Raw genomic sequence first — 17,568 nt, forward strand, 5'->3', positions numbered from 1 at the left:
TACTGCGAATCCTGCGAGGCCCGCACCCATAAATACGTTTGAATGCCGATAGCGCGGGTGCCAGACTGGCGTTTTGAAGAGGCGCAATCATACGTGCCGCCTGATCCATGGAAAAGACACAGATCAGGCTTTTTCAGTTGCCGAGGTGTACCGATGGAAAAGTTGCAGAAAACCGTTGAAGAGTGGAAGGCCATGCTCGATCCGGAGCAGTACAACGTGTGCCGGCTCAAAGGCACCGAACGGCCTTTCAGCGGCAAGTACAACGGCACCAAGACCGACGGCGTTTACCACTGCATCTGCTGCAATGAGCCGCTGTTCGATTCCACCACCAAATTCGACTCCGGCTGCGGCTGGCCCAGCTTTTACGCGCCGATTGCCGACAGCGCGATGATCGAGATTCGTGATGTCAGCCACGGCATGATCCGTACCGAGGTAACCTGCGCAAAGTGTGACGCGCACCTGGGCCATGTGTTCCCGGATGGGCCGCCGCCGACGGGCCTGCGTTATTGCATCAATTCGGTGTGCCTGGACCTGGTCCCGCGTTAAACCTGCGTGGTGAGGGAGCATCCTCCCTCACCACGTGCGCCCATAACGGATCATCAGTTTGATCAATTCAATTGCACACAATTGAATTGCCTACTATGTTTCTACTTCTTTCCGCTTTTATCGAGGCACTGCCATGAGCAACGACCTGCTGAGCATCCCTTGCACCACCATCAAGGGTGAGCAAAAGACCTTGGCCGATTTCGCCGGCAAGGCCGTGCTGGTGGTCAACACTGCCAGCAAGTGCGGCTTCACCCCTCAGTACAAGGGGCTGGAACAGCTCTGGCAGCAGTACAAAGACCAGGGCCTGGTGGTGCTGGGCTTTCCCTGCAATCAGTTCGGCAAGCAGGAGCCCGGTGACGAAGGCGCTATCTCAACGTTCTGTGAGCTGAATTTCGGTGTCAGCTTTCCGTTGTTCAAGAAGATCGACGTCAATGGCAGCGATGCCCATCCACTGTTCGTGCAATTGAAAAAACAGGCGCCGGGCCTGTTGGGGTCCAAGGGCATCAAGTGGAACTTCACCAAGTTCCTCATCGGCCGTGACGGCCAGGTGGTCAAGCGCTTCGGCCCTACCACCAAGCCAAAAGACCTTACCCAAGAGATCGAAGCCCTGCTCAAATGACCGACTTGCCCGCCGTGTCCCTGGCACTGGATAACCAGCTGTGTTTCAAACTCTACGCCGCCTCACGGGCCGTGACCCGCGCTTATAAGCCGATGCTCGACCAGTTGGGCCTGACTTATCCGCAATACCTGGCGATGCTGGTGTTATGGGAATGGCACGACGCAGCCCCTGAGCAGCCGACAGTCAAAGCTCTGGGCGAACGCCTGATGCTCGACTCGGGCACGCTGACACCCTTGCTCAAACGGCTGGAGCAGATTTCACTGGTGCGGCGCCGGCGCAGTGCCCAGGATGAACGGGAGGTGCATCTGAGCTTGAGTGACACCGGCGTGGAACTGCGTGATCAGGCTCTCGTTCTGAAGACTCGGTTGTTGTGCGACAGCGGGGTTGATCTGAATCAGGCAGACACCTTGCGCGTTGGCCTGGATCAGTTATTGGCGCAGATCAGAGCGCTGTCGTCCGAGGCACCCACAGGTCCAGCAGCGCATTGAGTTCTTCGCGGCGGAACGGTTTAGCCAGATAGTCATTCATCCCCGCCGCACGGCAGCGCTCTCGTTCTTCGGGCATGGCGTTGGCAGTCAGCGCGACAATCGGCAGGTCTGGCCAGCGCCCGCTGCGGCGAATCTGCCGGCTGGCCTCGTAGCCATCCATCACCGGCATGTTGCAGTCCATCAGCACCATATCGAAGCGTTGTTCTTCAAGAAACTTCAGTGCTTCACCACCGTGGGCGGCCACTATCACTTCGCAGCCCAGCTTGCTGAGCATGCCCTTGGCCACCAGTTGGTTTACCGGATTGTCCTCCACCAGGAGTATGCAGCCGCGATGCGCGAGTGGGGCGGCATCCAGTTGGATGGGGTCAAGAACCAGGTGCATGTCGGTGCGTAAATTGCGCTGAAGAATCTGGTACAGCGCGTTGCGGCTCAAGGGGCGTGCTTGCTGGTGCAAAGGCGCCAACGCCGCGACCTCTTCGCTGGGCATGAAATTGCCATAGGCCGTCACCAGCAGGATGGGCGCGGTAATGCCCGGTCGTATACGGAACAGACATTCAGGGCAGTCGGTAATCAGCAAGTCAGGCGTTTGCCCGCTCAAGTCGTCATCCATGGTGAAACATTGGGGGGTAAGGCCCCAACTGGGCAGCAGGGTCGTGAGCAACTCGGTCAGTCCACCGCCGATGTTGGTGATGGCAACGACCTTACCTGTGAGAGGCGGTGGCTGCACGGCGGGCAAGTGGGTAGGTAATGGCAGTTGCGCACAGAACTGGCTGCCAAAGCCTACCTCTGAACTGATACTCAACCGTCCCTTCATGGCTTCACACAGGTTGTGAGTCAACGCCAGACCCAGACCCGTCCCTCCAAACTGACGAGTGATCCCGGCGCCGGCCTGGGTGAACGGCTGGAATATTTTCACTTGCGCTTCCTGCGCAATGCCGATGCCGGTATCGCAGACCTCAATGCTCACGCCGCCGTCGTAAGTGCGCAGGCGCACATCAACTCGACCGAATCGCGTGAACTTCAGAGCGTTGGACAGTAAGTTGCTGACGATCTGACGTACACGGGTCGGGTCACCTAGCACTTGGGCCGGGAACTGCGGGTCGATCAAACACGTCAGTTCCACGCTCGGTGCGGCATTCTGCGACAAGAGGTTGGCGGTATCTTCAATCAGTGCACCAAGGTCGAACGGGATGCGCTCCAGCTCCAACTGACCAGCGTCGAATTTGGACAGGTCGAGAATGTCGTTGAGCAACTCCACCAGCACTTTGCCGGAGTCATGGGCGATAGACAGTTGCTGGCGCTGCTCAGCATTCAACGCGCTGTCCAGCGACAGCGCGATCATGCCCAGCAGGCCGTTGAGCGGGGTGCGGATTTCGTGGCTCATGTTCGCCAGGAAGGCTGCCCGAGCCTGAGCCATGCCTATCGCATTCATCTTCGCCGTTTCGAGCTCATCGTTGGACTGGGTCAGTCGCTGGTTGCTAGCCTTGAGTTCAAGTGTGCGGGCGGAGACGATATCTTCCAGTTGCCCCAGGTATTCCGTCAGTCGGTCTTCGGCGTGGCGGCGCTGCTGGATTTCGGTTTCCATATTTTCAAATTGCTGGTTGGCGACGTTCACCAGTACGCCGATTTCGTCATTTTCATGCCCCGGCGGACAGTCCAGGTGGGCCTGCTTGCGAGTGCTCAACTCACGAATGATGCGCACCAGCGGCTGGGTCAGCATCACGTAGAAAAGACCCAGTAAAATCCCGGTCAGTAATAGGCTGCGTACGAATCCGTTGAGCAGGGTGATCTCGGCGCGGTGTAGGAACCGGCTGCCGAAGGCGTAGGTGTCTACATCCAGACGCAGTACACCCAGTGGGTCGTTGGGCATATGGCTCAGGAACAGTTGGTCTTCGAACTGGCGGTTGGCGCCAAACATGAAGTCACTGATAGGCCGGTAGGTGCTTTCTCTACGAGGCCGGTCGACATCGGCGAGCACCACGCCATTGTTGTCGATCAACTGCGCACGAATGATGGCAGGGGAGTGCAACAGTCCGAGGGTCAGTTCCTGGGCCAATTCAGCATCGATGTTGTAAGCAATACGTGATGCTGGGTTATGGCTGATTTCGATCAGTGAGCGTATTTCACGGTTGATGGATGCGTCTTCGCTGGCATAATCAATGCCGATTTGGATCAGGCTGAGCAAGGTTCCCAAGACGAAACCGACCAACACAGTCAATCTGGCTTGTTTATAAGACAAGCGGTGGGCGAACTTGATATCCATCGAGTGTTGAACCACTTCACGTTTCCCTTCGCCCGGCAAGCATAGCTGAACATCCACAGGCTGAGGCTTGCACGGCATGAACCGTTTTTTACGCAGCCCCAAGCGGTCTGTCGCAGGGTTGCCAATACGCCATCTTTTACAAGAACTTGCCAGAGGAATAATCGTGGATTCTCGATTGAATGCCTTTCTGGAGCGAGCCGATGCAGTGCTCGCTCGCCTGGAGCCCTTGTTGCCCGCGCCACGCCAAGCCATCGACTGGAGCCACTGTCTGGCCGCCCGCTGGCAGCGCGAAGGCCGCAGCGGTTTTCTGTTGCCACTGGACGTAAGCCTGGACATGCGTCTTTCCGACCTGATCGGTGTAGACAAGCAGCGTGAAACATTGGCGCGTAACACCCAGCAGTTTCTTGATGGACTGCCCGCCAACCACGCGTTGCTGTGGGGCTCGCGCGGCACCGGTAAATCGTCCATGGTGCGCGCGTTGCTCGCTCATCACGCGAAGGCCGGTTTGCGCCTGATCGAAATCGAGCGTGACCACCTGGCGGATTTGCCCCGTGTGGTTGAGCAACTGCTCAAGCTGCCGCAGCGTTTCATCCTGTTTTGTGATGACCTTTCGTTCGAAGCCGGCGAGGGCGACTACCGTGTGCTCAAGAGCGTGCTGGATGGTTCCCTGGAACAGGCGCCTGAAAACGTGCTGCTGTACGCGACGTCCAACCGCCGTCACCTTGTGCCGGAAAATCAGAGTGACAACGACAACTGGAAGAGGGTGGATGGGGAACTGCACCCAAGCGAGGCCGTGGAAGACAAGATTGCCTTGTCAGACCGTTTTGGCTTGTGGCTGTCCTTCTACCCGTTCACCCAAGAGCATTTCCTGGATGTGGTCGAGCACTGGATCGGTGAGCTAGCGAGCAAGGCCGGTTTGCACTGGCAGCGCGACGAAGCCCTCGACATTCTCGCGGTGCGCTGGGCGACCGGGCGCGGTAACCGCAACGGCCGCTGCGCGTATCAATTTGCCCGTTACTGGGTGGGTCTCAAATTACTGGAGCGTCAACCATGATCGATTTACAACAAGCCGGCACTGGTCTCGGTGGCTACGCCCTACTGTGTGCCCAATTGGAGTCGCTGCTGGCCGATGAGCGCGATTTCATCGCCAACAGCGCGCAGTTTTCCGCTTTCCTCTTTAGCCAACTGGATGACTTGAATTGGGCCGGCTTTTACCTCAATCGCAATGAAGAACTGGTGCTTGGCCCCTTCCAGGGGCAGATCGCATGTGTGCGTATTCCGTTTGGCCGAGGGGTCTGCGGCGCTGCTGCAGCGTCGCAGCAGACCCAGCGAGTAGAGGATGTGCATGCATTCCCAGGACATATCGCCTGTGACAGCGCGTCTAACAGTGAGCTGGTCGTGCCACTGCTCAAGGACGGTAAGTTGATCGGCGTCCTCGACCTCGATAGCCCGTCGTTGGCCCGCTTTACCCCTCAGGATCAGGCCGGAATCGAACAGTTGGCGGCAATTTTCCTCCGCTTGACCGACTGCTGATCAAGTGAGGGGCGCAACCCGCCCCTTATTGGCCATCCAGTCTTTGAAGCCGCTCTTGCAGCATCCTTTCGAGTTCCAACATCAGCTTTTCCAATGACTTCACGCCTATTTCGATCAAGGGCCTGTCATCACCACGGGCACAGGCCTGTTCGAGGGCTTCGCACCGCGAGGCCAGCGTACTGGCCTGGACAATTCTGGCCGCGCCCTTGATCTTGTGAGCCTGTTCGATGATGTCCTGGGGCGATGCCTGCGCAACCATCAGTGCGACAAGTTCCTGGCGATCCTGACGACTGCTGCTCAGCAACTCCTCCAGCAGCAGACGACTCATCTGCGGATCGCCACCGGTAAGGGCCTCGAAGTTGCCAATGTCCTGGATCAGGCCGGTGGGTTGAGGACTGATTTTCGCCAGTTGCTGCTCCAGCGCCGTGAGATTGATAGGTTTGAACAGGCAGTCATTCATGCCCGCCTGTGCGCAGCGTTTTTTCTCTTCTGGCTGGGCATTGGCGGTAAAGCCCAGTACCACACAAGGGGTTAGATTCTCGCGTTGCTCGTATTCACGGATTGAGCAGCTCAGCTCGTAACCATTCATGATCGGCATATTGCAGTCGGCGATTACCAAGTCGAAGTGCTCCTGGCGCCAGGCCTGGAAGCCCGCCGCGCCGTTCTGGGCAGCGGTGAACTGGTGGCCCAGGTAGCCGAGTTGCTGGCACATCAACAGGCGATTCGCCGGGTGATCATCAACCACCAGTACATTGAGCACAGACACGCTGGCAGGTGTTGTTGGCTTGAGTTCGTCGACTACCGGCAGTGCCTGCAGGCGATTCATCTTCAGGCTCACATGCACCTGAGTGCCGACCATAGGCACGCTGCTCAGGCTTAGTTGCCCACCCATCATCGCGCACAGGCTGCGACAGATCACCAGCCCCAGGCCCGCACCGCTCCTGGCCAGATGTCCCGAATTGTCCGCCTGGGCAAAGGGTTCGAACAGACGCGTTTGATCGTCCCGGCTGATGCCGATGCCGGTATCTTCCACCACCAGCTTCATCTCGATCTGCTGCGCCAATTCAGTGTTGGATACATGCACCTTGATTTTTACTTGGCCACGTTCAGTGAATTTGATCGCATTGCTGATCAAGTTGGACAGCACCTGCTTGAAGCGCAGGGGGTCAATCAGGACTTCGGTGTCTTCTAGGTCTGGCGTGAATTCCAGCAACAGGCTAAGGCTCTTCTGGCGTGCCAGGCCGTCGAATACACGCACTACCGATTCGATCACCTCCCTCAGGTTGACGCGTTCGGGCGCCAGGCTGAGGCGACCGGACTCAATACGTGCGATGTCCAGGATGTCGCCGATTAGCTCCAGCAGATCCTTGGCCGAGTTGTAGGCCACTTCGATGGCCGGCCGATCAAGGTGGCCCTGGTCTGCCCGCTTGAGGGTCAGCTCCAGCATGCCAATCACCGCGTTCATAGGCGTACGGATTTCATGGCTCATGGTGGCGAGGAACGTGCTTTTGGCGCGATTGGCTTCGTCAGCTCGCTCCTTGGCGGTGCGAAGTTCGTCGAACAGCTGACGTCGCTCGCTGATGTCGATCCAGCCACCGATGATGCCCTGAACTTCACCGACGGAATCGCGGTAGGGAAGGATCCAGTGGTAGATCGTCAGTTTCTGTCCACGAATATGCAGGGTGCGGTCCACGATCATTGGCCTGCCTTCGGCCACCACACGTTGATAGTCGGCATGATATTGCGCCGCTTCTGCCGCGAGAGCTGTACTGATCTGAACTGCGCTTTTACCGATCACGTCTTCGCGCTTGACGTCGAACACCTGCAGGTAACTATCGTTGCAGGTCTGCAACAGTCCCTTGTTATCACGCACGTAGATCGGATGCGGGGTTTCATTGACCAGTGCACGCATGAACTCGAACTGGTCATTGAGGGCGCGCTCGGCCATTTTCCGGTGCCTGATTTGGCGGCGCATGTAAGCGTTCCAACTCAGTGAAATCAGCAACAACAACCCGGTGCCGATGATGATGCGCGCAATCAGTTGGTGATAGTCACGCCAGTAGCTGTCGGAGGCTGCGGAATAGCCGCGCCAACGGCTATTGATCACACCCAACTCGTCAGGGGCGACGCTGAGCAAGGCCTTGTCGAGGATCGAACTGAGTTCGGTGGCGCTGCGTGATGTTGCCAATCCAAAGGTGGCGGGCATTGTGCCAATGCTGAAGCTGATTTGAATCTTGTCTTGGAACATCTGCGAGGTCAGGAAGTAGTTGGCGACTACCAGAGTATTCACGGCCCCCTCAACATTGCCTTGTACGAGGAGTTCGGCTGATTTAAAGGTGTCACCCGTTTCTACTAACTGAATCTTTGGGAACTGCTCAATCAGGAGTTTCTTCAGTGGGCTGCCTTGAGTGATCGCCAGTCGTTTGCCCGACATTTCCTCCAGGCTTGTAGGTGCCTGGCCGTCCTTACGCGTCAACATTACGTAGGAGTTTTCCAGGTAGGGGCGACTGAAGTTCAGTTGGGCTTCCCGCTCGACGCTGGGGGCGATAGCGCCAATGATGTCTGCTTTGCCGGCCTCGACCTGTTCGATCATCGTGTCCACATCACGCGCGCGCTGGATGTCGAAGCGCAACCCGGTGCGCAGGCGAATCAGTTCCAGGAGGTCAGCGGTGATTCCGCGAAAGTTGCCATCGTTGTCGAAGAACGTCAGCGGCGCAAAGGTGGGGTTCACGATCACCTTGACCACCGGGTTATCCTTTAGCCAACGTTCTTCGCGCAGGGTCAATTGCAACTTTTGGTCGGTCAGCAGAATGTCACTGCCGGCACTCCAGCGCTTGGCGATCGCCTCCCGTTCGGTGGTCGGCACGGCCCTCAGTGCCGCGTCGACGATGCTCAACAGTGTTTGCTGGTCCTGGAGCATTGCGAAGCTGAACCCATAGGCTTCATGTTTGCCGAAGTTGGCCATGCGGATGTTTTTCAGGTAGCCCTTGTTGATCATGTAGTGGGTGGAAATGGTATCGCCGAGAAAGACGTCAGCCTGGTCGAAAGCCACTGCATTCAAAGCGTTTTGGTAAGAGGGGTAGGCGCGGATGACGGCTTTGGGGTACAGCTTTTCCACCTCGGCCAGTGGTAGATAGTGGTAGACCAGTGCCAGGCGCATCCCGGCCAACCCCTCGCTCAGACTGCGGGTTTCACCTTCGCGGGTCACCAGGACGGGTCGATCCACGGCATAGGGCTCCGACAGGATCAGGTTAGGTTTTGCCGCTTCAAAGCTGTTGGAAGAGCCCAGTAAGTCGATATCCCCTGCTTCGAGAGCACGAATGGCGGCTTCTCGGGAGGGGTAGCGCATCACTTTCACCGGCAAGGCCAGTGCCATGGCCAGCAAGCCAGCGTAATCAGCGGTGAGTCCCTCATAGTCGCGCCCGCTGGAGGTGAGGTCAAAAGGTGGGTAGTCAGGGAACGCAGTGCCCAGCACCAGTTCGCGTTTGTTCTGGAGCCATTGGCGCTGGCCCTTGTCCAAGTGGGTTTCCAGCTGTACGGAGCTTGCTCGACTCAATAGGTTGAAATGTTCCGTGCTCGCTGGAGGTGTCGCAGGCACAGCGGTGCTGAAGCACAAGCCGGCACTCAATATAATCAAATAGTCCTTTATACGCCTGGGCATCCGGTTTCTCACACTAGCGCGTTTCGTTTTGCCAACTCGATAAGTTCTACCAAGGACTTGGCTTGAAGTTTTTGCATCAGCCTCTTTTTATATGTGCTTACGGTTTTGTTACTCAGGAACATGCCTTTTGCGATTTCCTTGTTGGTTCGGCCTTGTGCAAAAAGTTGCAATACCATCAACTCTCTATCATTAACGGCCTTGAACAGTTCAAGTTCCTTGCAGCTCTCATCGTTGGCGTTCAAGGCCTGGCTGGGGAAATAGTTGTAGCCGGACAGTACGGCACGGATGGCGCTCATCAGTTCACTCAGATCGCCTTCCTTGCATACATAACCATCGGCCCCCGAACGCATGCAGCGTGTGGCAAAGAGAGTGGGGGATTGAGCCGTTAAAACCAGGGTTTTCATCGAAGCGCTCATGGCGTTGAATCGGCAAAGTACTTCGAGTCCATCGAGTTTAGGAATGCTGATGTCCAGGATGATCAGGTCCGGCATGCATTCGCGGACCATTTGTATCGCGTCGCATCCATTATCCGTTTCGCCGACTACTTTGAAGTTTTCCTCGTGCTCCAACAACATGCGTATGGCCAGTCTTATAACGGGGTGGTCATCAATAATAAAAACTGTGCTCATGATCATATTCCATGCAAGTGCAAATAAAGCGGGCACATTAGCTCAGAAGGTGAGGGGTAAGCATGAACTTGAGGGGTGCAGGTATAAAACAGGAAAGTTCCTACATTAAAAAAGGTAAAGCCCTACCGAGCGTGAAGGCGTCGCGAGACGAGCGGCCAGGGTTTCCCAAGGGGATGGGTTAGCGTGTGATTGCAAGGAGTTTGCGACACTTATACGTAAACTTTTCGACGGCCTAGTTTGTTTAAGTTCCTACACTTATAGCGTGAGTAATATATGGATCAAGCCTGCAAGTTCATCTTTATTCAACGGCTTTTGCAAATAGCCGAGCAATGGCAGGTCACGTTCAAGGGCTTGGTTATGCAGCGCTGACAGTTCTGCCTCGGGAAGCCCGCTGAGCAAGATGGCGGCCTTTATAAAGCATTGGCGACTGGCGATTTCAATCAACTCAAGCCCGGGCAGGTCGGGCAGACACTGGTCGCACAGGAGGATGTCGAAGGGCGCTTGGGCCTGCGTCATCAAACGGATTGCCTGTCCGGCGTTTTCCGCCGGGGTCAGTTGCTCAAAACCAAAGCTCTTGAGCAGGCACTGGGTGGCGAGCAGTTGAAAGGGATGGTCCTCCACCAACAGGATTCGAAGGGGGTAATTGGGCATAGAGGGCACACGGTGAGTGAAGCGTCGATGGAGGGCATGTAGGAACTGTTCGCCAGATTTGCCCGGAGCGTGAGCGATTATTCCTCGGGAGTTTGTGCGAATTCGATCAGGCCGCTCTGTTCCCGTCGTAGGGCGATTCTCTTCAGGGAACAGGCAACTTGATAAATGACGTTAATGAGGGCTCGAACGCCCGGTCATTTCCCGCGCCATCTCGGTGGCATAGCTGTCGGTCATGCCAGCGATAAAGTCGATCATGCGCAGGAACGAGGCGTGCAACGGCCAAGCCGGGTTCGGTGCATTGTTACCCAGCAGGTCGAGAATACGCCGGTTCTTGAAGGAGGGCGTTCGTCCGCCATGCTGCTCCAGTGCCGCGCCGCAAAAAGCGTTCAGCAGTATTTCCAACGTGGTATAGGCGCCAATTTCATGCAAGGTCTTGCGTTTGTCCTGGAAGATTTTCTTGCGTGCCATGTCTTTGGCATCCAGCACGCAGCGTTTGGCCGGCCCGTGCATATGCTCCACCAAGTCGCCGGGCAGGGTGCCGGCCAGCAAGGCATCCTGCTGTTCGACGAAGGCTCGCGCCGCCGCGTTGGTCAAATGCTCGATGGCTTTGCCGCGCAGGATCGCCAGCTTGCGTCTGCGCGAGTCCTGAGATCCCAATTGCCGATAGGTCTGCGGCAGGTCGTCGCCTACCAGGTCGAGCAGCAGCGACTCGACTTCGGCGTATTCCAGCAACTCCATTTCCAGGCCGTCTTCCAGGTCGATCAGGGCATAGCAGATGTCATCTGCGGCTTCCATCAGATAGACCAATGGGTGACGGGCCCAGCGTTGTTCTTCCAGTTGCGGCAGACCGAGCTTGTGGGCGATCTGCTCGAGGATCGGCAGTTCGCTCTGGTAGCAGCCGAACTTGTGTTTCTTGTAGCCCAGGGCGTCGGCGTGGCGAGCGGTCCAGGGGTATTTCAGGTACGTGCCCAGGGTCGCGTAGGTCAGTCGTGTACCGCCGTCGAACTGATGGTATTCGAGCTGGGTCAGTACCCGAAAGCCTTGGGCATTGCCTTCGAAATTGAGGAAGTCGTTGCGCTCGGCGCTGCTCATGTCGTCCAGCCAGCCACGCCCGGCGGCCTGTTGGAACCAGTGCCGGATGGCGTCTTCGCCCGAATGCCCGAACGGCGGGTTGCCGATGTCATGGGCCAGGCAGGCTGATTGCACCACCATGCCCAGATCACTCGGTTCGCACCAGTCGGGCAGTGCACTGCGCAGGGTTTCACCGACGCGCATGCCGAGTGAGCGGCCCACGCAACTGACTTCCAGGGAGTGGGTCAGGCGGGTGTGGATATGGTCGTTGCTGGACACCGGGTGCACCTGGGTCTTGCGGCCCAGGCGGCGAAATGCGCCGGAGAAAATAATGCGGTCATGGTCTTTGTGAAAAGGGCTGCGGCCGAGTTCTTCCGGGCTGTGCAGGGGCTTTCCAAGCCGTTCGCGGGTAAGCAGGGTAGGCCAATCCAAGGCGGGTACTCTCCGTGCGGTGAATGACCCTCCCAGCTTCCCGGTTCCACCTTGGCGGGGCAAGCGAAAATCTACAACCCGGCGGCGTCGATATCAATTAACAGCAAGCGCTGACCGTTATCGAAGAATTGTCCGGCAGTGAGGCAATACTGGTTGGTGGTGGCGTCGCGATACGTCGACGACAAGGTCAGGCGCCGCTCGTCCCAACCTTCGGCCAGCAAGTGATAGAAATACGGGCGCCATGACCAGTTGTGGCCCAGGTAACGGGTGTCGGCCTGCCAGGCGTCCTGGCGCCATTCGAAGTTCGGCGTGAGTTGCGTGCCATGTCGGTCGCACTGATAAAAGCGCAGCAGCCATGGGAAATCCTGCAATTGTGGTAACTGGCTAAGCGGTGCCTGGCCCAGGGCCCAGCTTTGGAGAATTTTCATCAGCTCGGCCAACTGCTGGCGCAGGTCCATGATGCGTCCACGCTCTGCCAGCTTCTGCTGGACGTACGCTGCGCGCAGTTGGGCAAAGCGTGGCACGAAGGCGTCGGTGGCAAACCAATCCAGCTGTGCCTGCGCGAACAGATAGCCCTGTACATAGCGCGAGCCGCATTCCAGGGCAAAGCTCAGTTGCGCTTCAGTTTCCACGCCTTCGGCAATGATCCAACAGCCGGTTTTCTCCGCCATCTGCGCCAGCGCCCGCACGACGTCACTGCTTGGCCCGCCCTTGGCGGCTTCCTGGAAAAGGCGCATGTCCAACTTGAGGATATCCGGCTGCAACGCCAGCACCCGGTCAAGCTGGGAATAGCCGGCACCGAAGTCATCAATGGCAATACGCGCACCGGCCTCGCGATAACGCGCGACCACATCGGCCAGGCGCTGGATATCGCCACCCAGTTCGGTGATCTCGAACACAATGCGCTGCGGGTCAACGCCGTGGGCGTGGATTTGTTTCAAGCTCGGCAGGGCCTGGCCCGGACGCAACCGGTTGATCCAGCGGGGCGAGATGTTCAGGCTTAGAAACCAATCGTCGGGGGCTTCATGCAGGCGGCTCAAGGCATTGTCGCGGATCTGACGGTCGAGGCGTCGCAACGTCGTGCCTGGCGTGCGCGGGTCCGCGAACAATGGGCCCACAGACTGCAAGCTGCCGTCAGCCTGGCGCAGGCGACCCAAGGCCTCGACGCCGGCAATGCGTCCGGTGGCAGTGTCAATAAACGGCTGGAAGCAGGCGAGCGGTTGCCCGTCAATCACAGGACCTCCTTATGAGAGGTAGCGAAAAAAAGAGGCCCGGCCTTCAATGACGAAGGCCGGGCCGATTCTGTTTGCAAGAATGCAGCCAGCAGGGCTCATCCTTTTCGGGAAGTACCTGCCATCGCTAATTTGATCAGCGGGATCAAACCTGCGCCCAGCCGCACCAGCCGGGTCACGCTGCTGATACTGCCGCCCTTGGCACCCTTCCCGGTAAAAAAGCCCATCAGCGTCACTGCCGCCACGCCCCACAGCGGCGCGTGCTTGATGCCCAGGCTGTCCTGCCAGTTGTGGCGCATGTCGCGCACTTTGTGCAGCGGAGCCATCAATTGTTGGGACTCATGACGGATTTCCTGGCGGTGCATTTCCATGCGCAGGCGAATCAGTGCCTTGCGCATTTCTCGACGGGATGTGTTGTGCGGGATCTCAGTCATGCTCATGGCAGCAGGCGCTCCCGATCATTGGCCAGCTCTTCAAGCGTGGCGTGGAAGGGCGTGGACTCATCGAAAACTGCTGCTTTCAAGCGCACCCCGCAGAACGCGGCGGCCAGGCTGTAGAACAAGCAGAGGCAGATGATCCCGGTGAGACGGTAGCCGGTGTCCCAGACCAGGATCATCACCAGCGTCGACAACCCGACCAGCAACAACAGGGCAAACACCAAGGCCAAGCCGGCAAACAGCAGCAGGCTGACGGTGCGTGCTTTCTGCTCCTGCAATTCGATGCCGAACAGTTCGACGTGGCTGTGCAGCAAGCCTAGAACGGCCGCGCCCAGGCGTCTTGAGGTAGAACTTGCGCCCGTGGCCGAGCCGCTTTCGCCGATAGACATAATGTTAGCGCCTTGTAGCCAATAGGCCGATCAGAAAGCCCACGCCAGCGGCAATACCCACCGACTGCCAGGGGTTGGCCTGTACGTAGTCTTCAGTAGCGGTGACCGCAGCTTGGCCGCGCTCGCGCAGGGAGTCTTCGGTCAGTTGCAGGGTTTCACGGGCCTTGAGCAAGCTTTCATGAATCTTGCTGCGCAGTTCGTCCGCCTGGTCACCCGCCAGGATCGCGGTGTCATCCAGTAGCTTTTCGGTATCACTGACCAGGGTTTGAAAATCCGCCATCAGTATCTCTTGGGCTGTCTGTGCTGTTTTTCTGGCCATGGTTATCTCCGTGATTGGCTGATCGGTACGTGTGGTTTCGAGTCACCGGCGTCGGTGAAGGTTCACTGCAATTGCGTGGTACAGCTTTTGCTTTGCCTTGGTGCGCATGCACGGGTGCCTGCGCTGAATCTGGGCGGTAAGGCCTCAAGCCATCAAAAACCTTACCTTAAATAACTGAAACTCGCGGAAAAACCCTGTCGGCAACAGCCTGTTGTGTTGATCGCTGCGCTAAAGCGGTTCACGCCCTGTGAAGAGGGGCGGTACCGGCGGTGCCAATTTAGTGCGCGCAACCGTGGCTTGAACCGCTTTGGTGCTTTTTGCCTTTAATGCAGGCCTGCCAACCTTCATGGAAAATTTGCAAAGTGCGGTGGACACTCTGGTCCACAGTTCAAACACCCTGTTTATCCTGATCGGCGCGGTCATGGTACTGGCGATGCACGCCGGCTTCGCATTCCTGGAAGTCGGCACCGTTCGCCAAAAAAATCAGGTCAACGCGCTGTCGAAGATCCTCAGCGACTTCGCCATCTCTACATTGGCCTATTTCTTTATAGGCTATTGGATCTCCTACGGCGTGAGCTTCATGCAACCGGCGGCAGTGATCAGCGCGGACCATGGCTATGGCTTGGTGAAATTCTTCTTCCTGCTGACGTTTGCGGCAGCGATCCCCGCGATCATCTCCGGCGGCATTGCCGAGCGCGCGAAGTTTGCTCCGCAGTTGTGCGCTACTGCGTTGATCGTGGCGTTTATCTACCCGTTTTTCGAAGGCATGGTCTGGAATGGCAATTTCGGCCTGCAAGCCTGGTTGCTCGCCACCTTTGGCGCCAGCTTTCATGACTTCGCCGGTTCTGTCGTGGTGCACGCCATGGGCGGCTGGCTGGCGCTGGCGGCGGTGTTGCTGTTGGGCCCGCGTAACGGACGTTATCGGGAAGGACGCTTGGTCGCCTTTGCGCCATCGAGCATTCCGTTTCTGGCGCTGGGTTCGTGGATTCTCATCGTCGGCTGGTTCGGCTTTAACGTGATGAGCGCGCAAACCCTCAACGGCGTCAGTGGCCTGGTGGCGGTCAACTCGTTGATGGCGATGGTCGGCGGCACCGTTGCTGCGCTGGTGATCGGCCGTAACGACCCAGGCTTCCTGCATAACGGCCCGCTCGCCGGGCTGGTGGCGATCTGCGCCGGTTCCGACCTGATGCATCCGGTAGGCGCGCTGGTCACCGGTGTGGTCGCCGGTGGGCTGTTTGTCTGGTGCTTTATCGCCGCCCAGGATCGCTGGAAGATCGATGACGTGCTGGGCGTGTGGCCATTGCATGGCCTGTGCGGTGTGTGGGGTGGGGTTGCCTGCGGCATCTTTGGCCAGACCGCGCTGGGCGGCCTGGGTGGCGTGAGCCTGGTTAGCCAGTTGATCGGCACCGGCCTCGGCGTGGCAGTCGCGTTCGGCGGCGGCCTGTTGGTGTATGGGGTGATCAAACGCGTCGGTGGCCTGCGCCTGAGTCAGGAGCAGGAGTATTACGGTGCGGACCTGTCGATCCACAAGATCGGCGCGGTCAGTCAGGATTGATCGTCGCTGTTCGGCGGCGTGAAAGAGCCGTGCAGCAGGCGATAGCGGTTGTGTCGCACTTCATCGACCCGCGCCTGTACCTGGTGGTCCGGAAGGCCCAGCAGGATCAAGGCGTGGGAGGCGAGCATCAGGCTCGACTCCAATAGTTCGGGCACCACTTCGCTGGCGCCCGCAGCTTTCAGTTCGGCCCACTGGCTGTCATCGCGAGTGCGCACCAGAATCGGCACCTCGGGGTTGATACGGCGCGCCTCTTTCAACACCACCAGGGCGACATCGCTGTTGTCCACGGCAATTACCACCAACCGCGCGCGTTCCAGGCCCACCGCACTGAGCAGGGCGCCGCGACGGCAGTCGCCGTAATGCACGCTGCTGTCCTCGGTGGCGGCTTCCTGTACCCGTTCCGGGTCGTCATCCAGGGCGATAAAGGCTTGTTGTTCCCGCCGCAGAAAGCGCCCGATGGACTGCCCGACACGGCCGTAGCCACAGATCACTGCATGGCCGCGTAACTCGGCATTGAGCGCGGTGATTTCCTCCAGTTGCACTTGCTGGTTGGGTTTGCGGTGCAGGCGCAGGGCAATCGCCGGGGCGGCGCGCAACAGCAGTGGCGTCAGCAGCATCGAGCAGAACGTGGCGGCGAGCAGCAAGCCATTGAATTCATCCGGGATCAGCCGGCTTTGCTGCATTTGCGCCATCAACGCAAAACAGAACTCACCGCCCTGGGCGAGGGCCAAGCCGCTGCGCCAGGCGGTTTCGCTGTCGCTGCCCCGCAGCTTGACCAGCACCGCTACCACGCACCCCTTGATCAGCATCAGCGCGAGGGTCAGGCCGAGGATCAGCAGACTGTGGCTGATGAACAATTGCAGGTCGATCAACATGCCGATACTGACGAAAAACAGCCCCAGCAGGATGTCGCGAAACGGTCGGATATCCGCTTCGATCTGATGGCGGTAATGGCTTTCGCCCAGCAGCATGCCGGCCAGGAAGGCGCCGAGGGCCGGCGACAGACCCAGCAAATGGGTGAGCCAGGCGGTCAGCAACACGATCACCAGTGCAAGCAACACAAACAGCTCCGCCGAGTGGGACGCGGCGACTTCATGGAACAGGCGCGGCAACAACCAGCGACTGGCCAGCAGCAGGCCAACAAACAGCAACACGGTTTTACCCAGCGTCAGCGGCAGCGCCCAGTACCAGGCTTGATCGCTGCTGCCGGCAAACACGGGCACCAAGGTCAGTAGCAACACGGCTACCACGTCCTGGAACAGCAGCACGCCAATCGCGTTCTGGCCATGGCTGCTGAAGATTTCTCCGAGGCTGGTCAGCTCTTTGCTGACGATCGCCGTGGACGACAATGCCAAGCCCGCACCCAGCAGCAACGCGATGCCGGGAGCCACACCAAAGCCCATCAACAAGCCTCCAAGCAGCGCACTGCACCCCAGCACCTGCAAACTGCCCAGGCCAAACACCACGCGGCGCAGGGCGAGCATCTTTGTCAGGGAGAACTCCAGGCCCAGGGAAAACAACAGGAACACCACGCCAAGCTCGGCGAGGTCGGGGAGCTCTTCGCTGTCATTCACCCAGTCCAGCGCTGTAGGTCCCACGGCGAGGCCCACACACAGGTAGCCCAGCACGGGCGGCAGTTGCAGTCGGCGAAACAGCGCAATCACCACAAGGGATGAGGCCAAAATGATCAGCAGGTTGGCGAACACGAGCATCTCCGTTGCAGGGTGAGCGGGCATAAAGCCG

Annotated in this window: 16 protein-coding genes; 6 read left to right on the plus strand and 10 right to left on the minus strand. The window is 58.4% G+C overall.

The features are described 5' to 3' along the window. Window positions 1-153: 153 nt before the first annotated feature. From msrB to G9Q84_RS14280, 3 genes are all read left to right on the plus strand, one after another. Entirely contained in the window at window positions 154-546 is a 393-nt protein-coding gene (gene msrB / locus G9Q84_RS14270) for a peptide-methionine (R)-S-oxide reductase MsrB (protein WP_032889057.1), read from the plus strand. A gap of 133 nt (window positions 547-679) precedes the next feature. After that, window positions 680-1,165 (plus strand): glutathione peroxidase, encoded by a 486-nt coding sequence (locus G9Q84_RS14275; protein ID WP_032889060.1) that lies wholly within the window; start codon window positions 680-682, stop codon window positions 1,163-1,165. After that, on the plus strand, window positions 1,162-1,653 hold the full coding sequence (locus G9Q84_RS14280) for a MarR family winged helix-turn-helix transcriptional regulator (RefSeq protein ID WP_095184231.1): 492 nt from the start codon (window positions 1,162-1,164) through the stop codon (window positions 1,651-1,653). The genes G9Q84_RS14275 and G9Q84_RS14280 overlap by 4 nt, the downstream gene beginning before the upstream one ends. On the opposite strand, the gene G9Q84_RS14285 is transcribed toward G9Q84_RS14280, so the two are convergent. After that, window positions 1,607-3,916, minus strand: a complete 2,310-nt coding sequence (locus G9Q84_RS14285; RefSeq protein ID WP_032889297.1) for a hybrid sensor histidine kinase/response regulator — start codon at window positions 3,914-3,916, stop codon at window positions 1,607-1,609. The genes G9Q84_RS14280 and G9Q84_RS14285 overlap by 47 nt on opposite strands. 163 nt (window positions 3,917-4,079) lie before the next feature. On the opposite strand from G9Q84_RS14285, the gene G9Q84_RS14290 reads away from it, so the two are divergent. Beyond that, window positions 4,080-4,970, plus strand: a complete 891-nt coding sequence (locus G9Q84_RS14290; protein ID WP_181643569.1) for an ATP-binding protein — start codon at window positions 4,080-4,082, stop codon at window positions 4,968-4,970. Next, window positions 4,967-5,449, plus strand: a complete 483-nt coding sequence (locus G9Q84_RS14295) for a GAF domain-containing protein (protein WP_032889067.1) — start codon at window positions 4,967-4,969, stop codon at window positions 5,447-5,449. Before G9Q84_RS14290 ends, G9Q84_RS14295 begins: the two co-directional genes overlap by 4 nt. 25 nt (window positions 5,450-5,474) lie before the next feature. On the opposite strand, the gene G9Q84_RS14300 is transcribed toward G9Q84_RS14295, so the two are convergent. The 8 genes from G9Q84_RS14300 to G9Q84_RS14335 all read right to left on the minus strand — a co-directional run bounded on the left by G9Q84_RS14300 (window position 5,475) and on the right by G9Q84_RS14335 (window position 14,270). Next, complete coding sequence (locus G9Q84_RS14300; protein WP_081797770.1) at window positions 5,475-9,110, minus strand: transporter substrate-binding domain-containing protein; 3,636 nt, start codon at window positions 9,108-9,110, stop codon at window positions 5,475-5,477. An 8-nt stretch (window positions 9,111-9,118) separates the two neighbouring features. After that, complete coding sequence (locus G9Q84_RS14305) at window positions 9,119-9,739, minus strand: response regulator transcription factor (RefSeq protein ID WP_181643570.1); 621 nt, start codon at window positions 9,737-9,739, stop codon at window positions 9,119-9,121. 255 nt (window positions 9,740-9,994) lie between these two features. Beyond that, window positions 9,995-10,390, minus strand: coding sequence for a response regulator (locus G9Q84_RS14310; protein ID WP_081797772.1), 396 nt, complete (start codon window positions 10,388-10,390; stop codon window positions 9,995-9,997). A 171-nt stretch (window positions 10,391-10,561) separates the two neighbouring features. Next, the gene (locus tag G9Q84_RS14315; RefSeq protein WP_181643571.1) at window positions 10,562-11,893 is read right to left on the minus strand and encodes a deoxyguanosinetriphosphate triphosphohydrolase; all 1,332 of its coding nucleotides are present in this window, start codon (window positions 11,891-11,893) and stop codon (window positions 10,562-10,564) included. Between the two features lie 71 nt (window positions 11,894-11,964). Next, window positions 11,965-13,128 (minus strand): EAL domain-containing protein, encoded by a 1,164-nt coding sequence (locus tag G9Q84_RS14320; RefSeq protein WP_181639728.1) that lies wholly within the window; start codon window positions 13,126-13,128, stop codon window positions 11,965-11,967. A 95-nt stretch (window positions 13,129-13,223) separates the two neighbouring features. Then, window positions 13,224-13,565 (minus strand): hypothetical protein, encoded by a 342-nt coding sequence (locus G9Q84_RS14325; protein WP_032889075.1) that lies wholly within the window; start codon window positions 13,563-13,565, stop codon window positions 13,224-13,226. Further along, window positions 13,562-13,951 carry a phage holin family protein gene (locus tag G9Q84_RS14330; RefSeq protein ID WP_032889077.1) on the minus strand — a complete coding sequence of 130 codons (390 nt, stop codon included), beginning with the start codon at window positions 13,949-13,951 and terminating at the stop codon, window positions 13,562-13,564. The genes G9Q84_RS14325 and G9Q84_RS14330 overlap by 4 nt, the downstream gene beginning before the upstream one ends. Before the next feature lie 4 nt (window positions 13,952-13,955). After that, on the minus strand, window positions 13,956-14,270 hold the full coding sequence (locus G9Q84_RS14335; RefSeq protein ID WP_032889079.1) for an ElaB/YgaM/YqjD family protein: 315 nt from the start codon (window positions 14,268-14,270) through the stop codon (window positions 13,956-13,958). A gap of 346 nt (window positions 14,271-14,616) precedes the next feature. On the opposite strand from G9Q84_RS14335, the gene G9Q84_RS14340 reads away from it, so the two are divergent. Continuing rightward, window positions 14,617-15,825, plus strand: a complete 1,209-nt coding sequence (locus G9Q84_RS14340; protein ID WP_032889301.1) for an ammonium transporter — start codon at window positions 14,617-14,619, stop codon at window positions 15,823-15,825. On the opposite strand, the gene G9Q84_RS14345 is transcribed toward G9Q84_RS14340, so the two are convergent. After that, entirely contained in the window at window positions 15,816-17,537 is a 1,722-nt protein-coding gene (locus G9Q84_RS14345) for a cation:proton antiporter (protein WP_095184235.1), read from the minus strand. The two genes, G9Q84_RS14340 and G9Q84_RS14345, sit on opposite strands and share 10 nt — an antisense overlap. Window positions 17,538-17,568: the final 31 nt, after the last annotated feature.

The sequence above is a fragment of the Pseudomonas sivasensis genome (genome assembly GCF_013778505.1).
In the GTDB taxonomy this organism is placed as follows: Bacteria; Pseudomonadota; Gammaproteobacteria; order Pseudomonadales; family Pseudomonadaceae; genus Aquipseudomonas; species Aquipseudomonas sivasensis.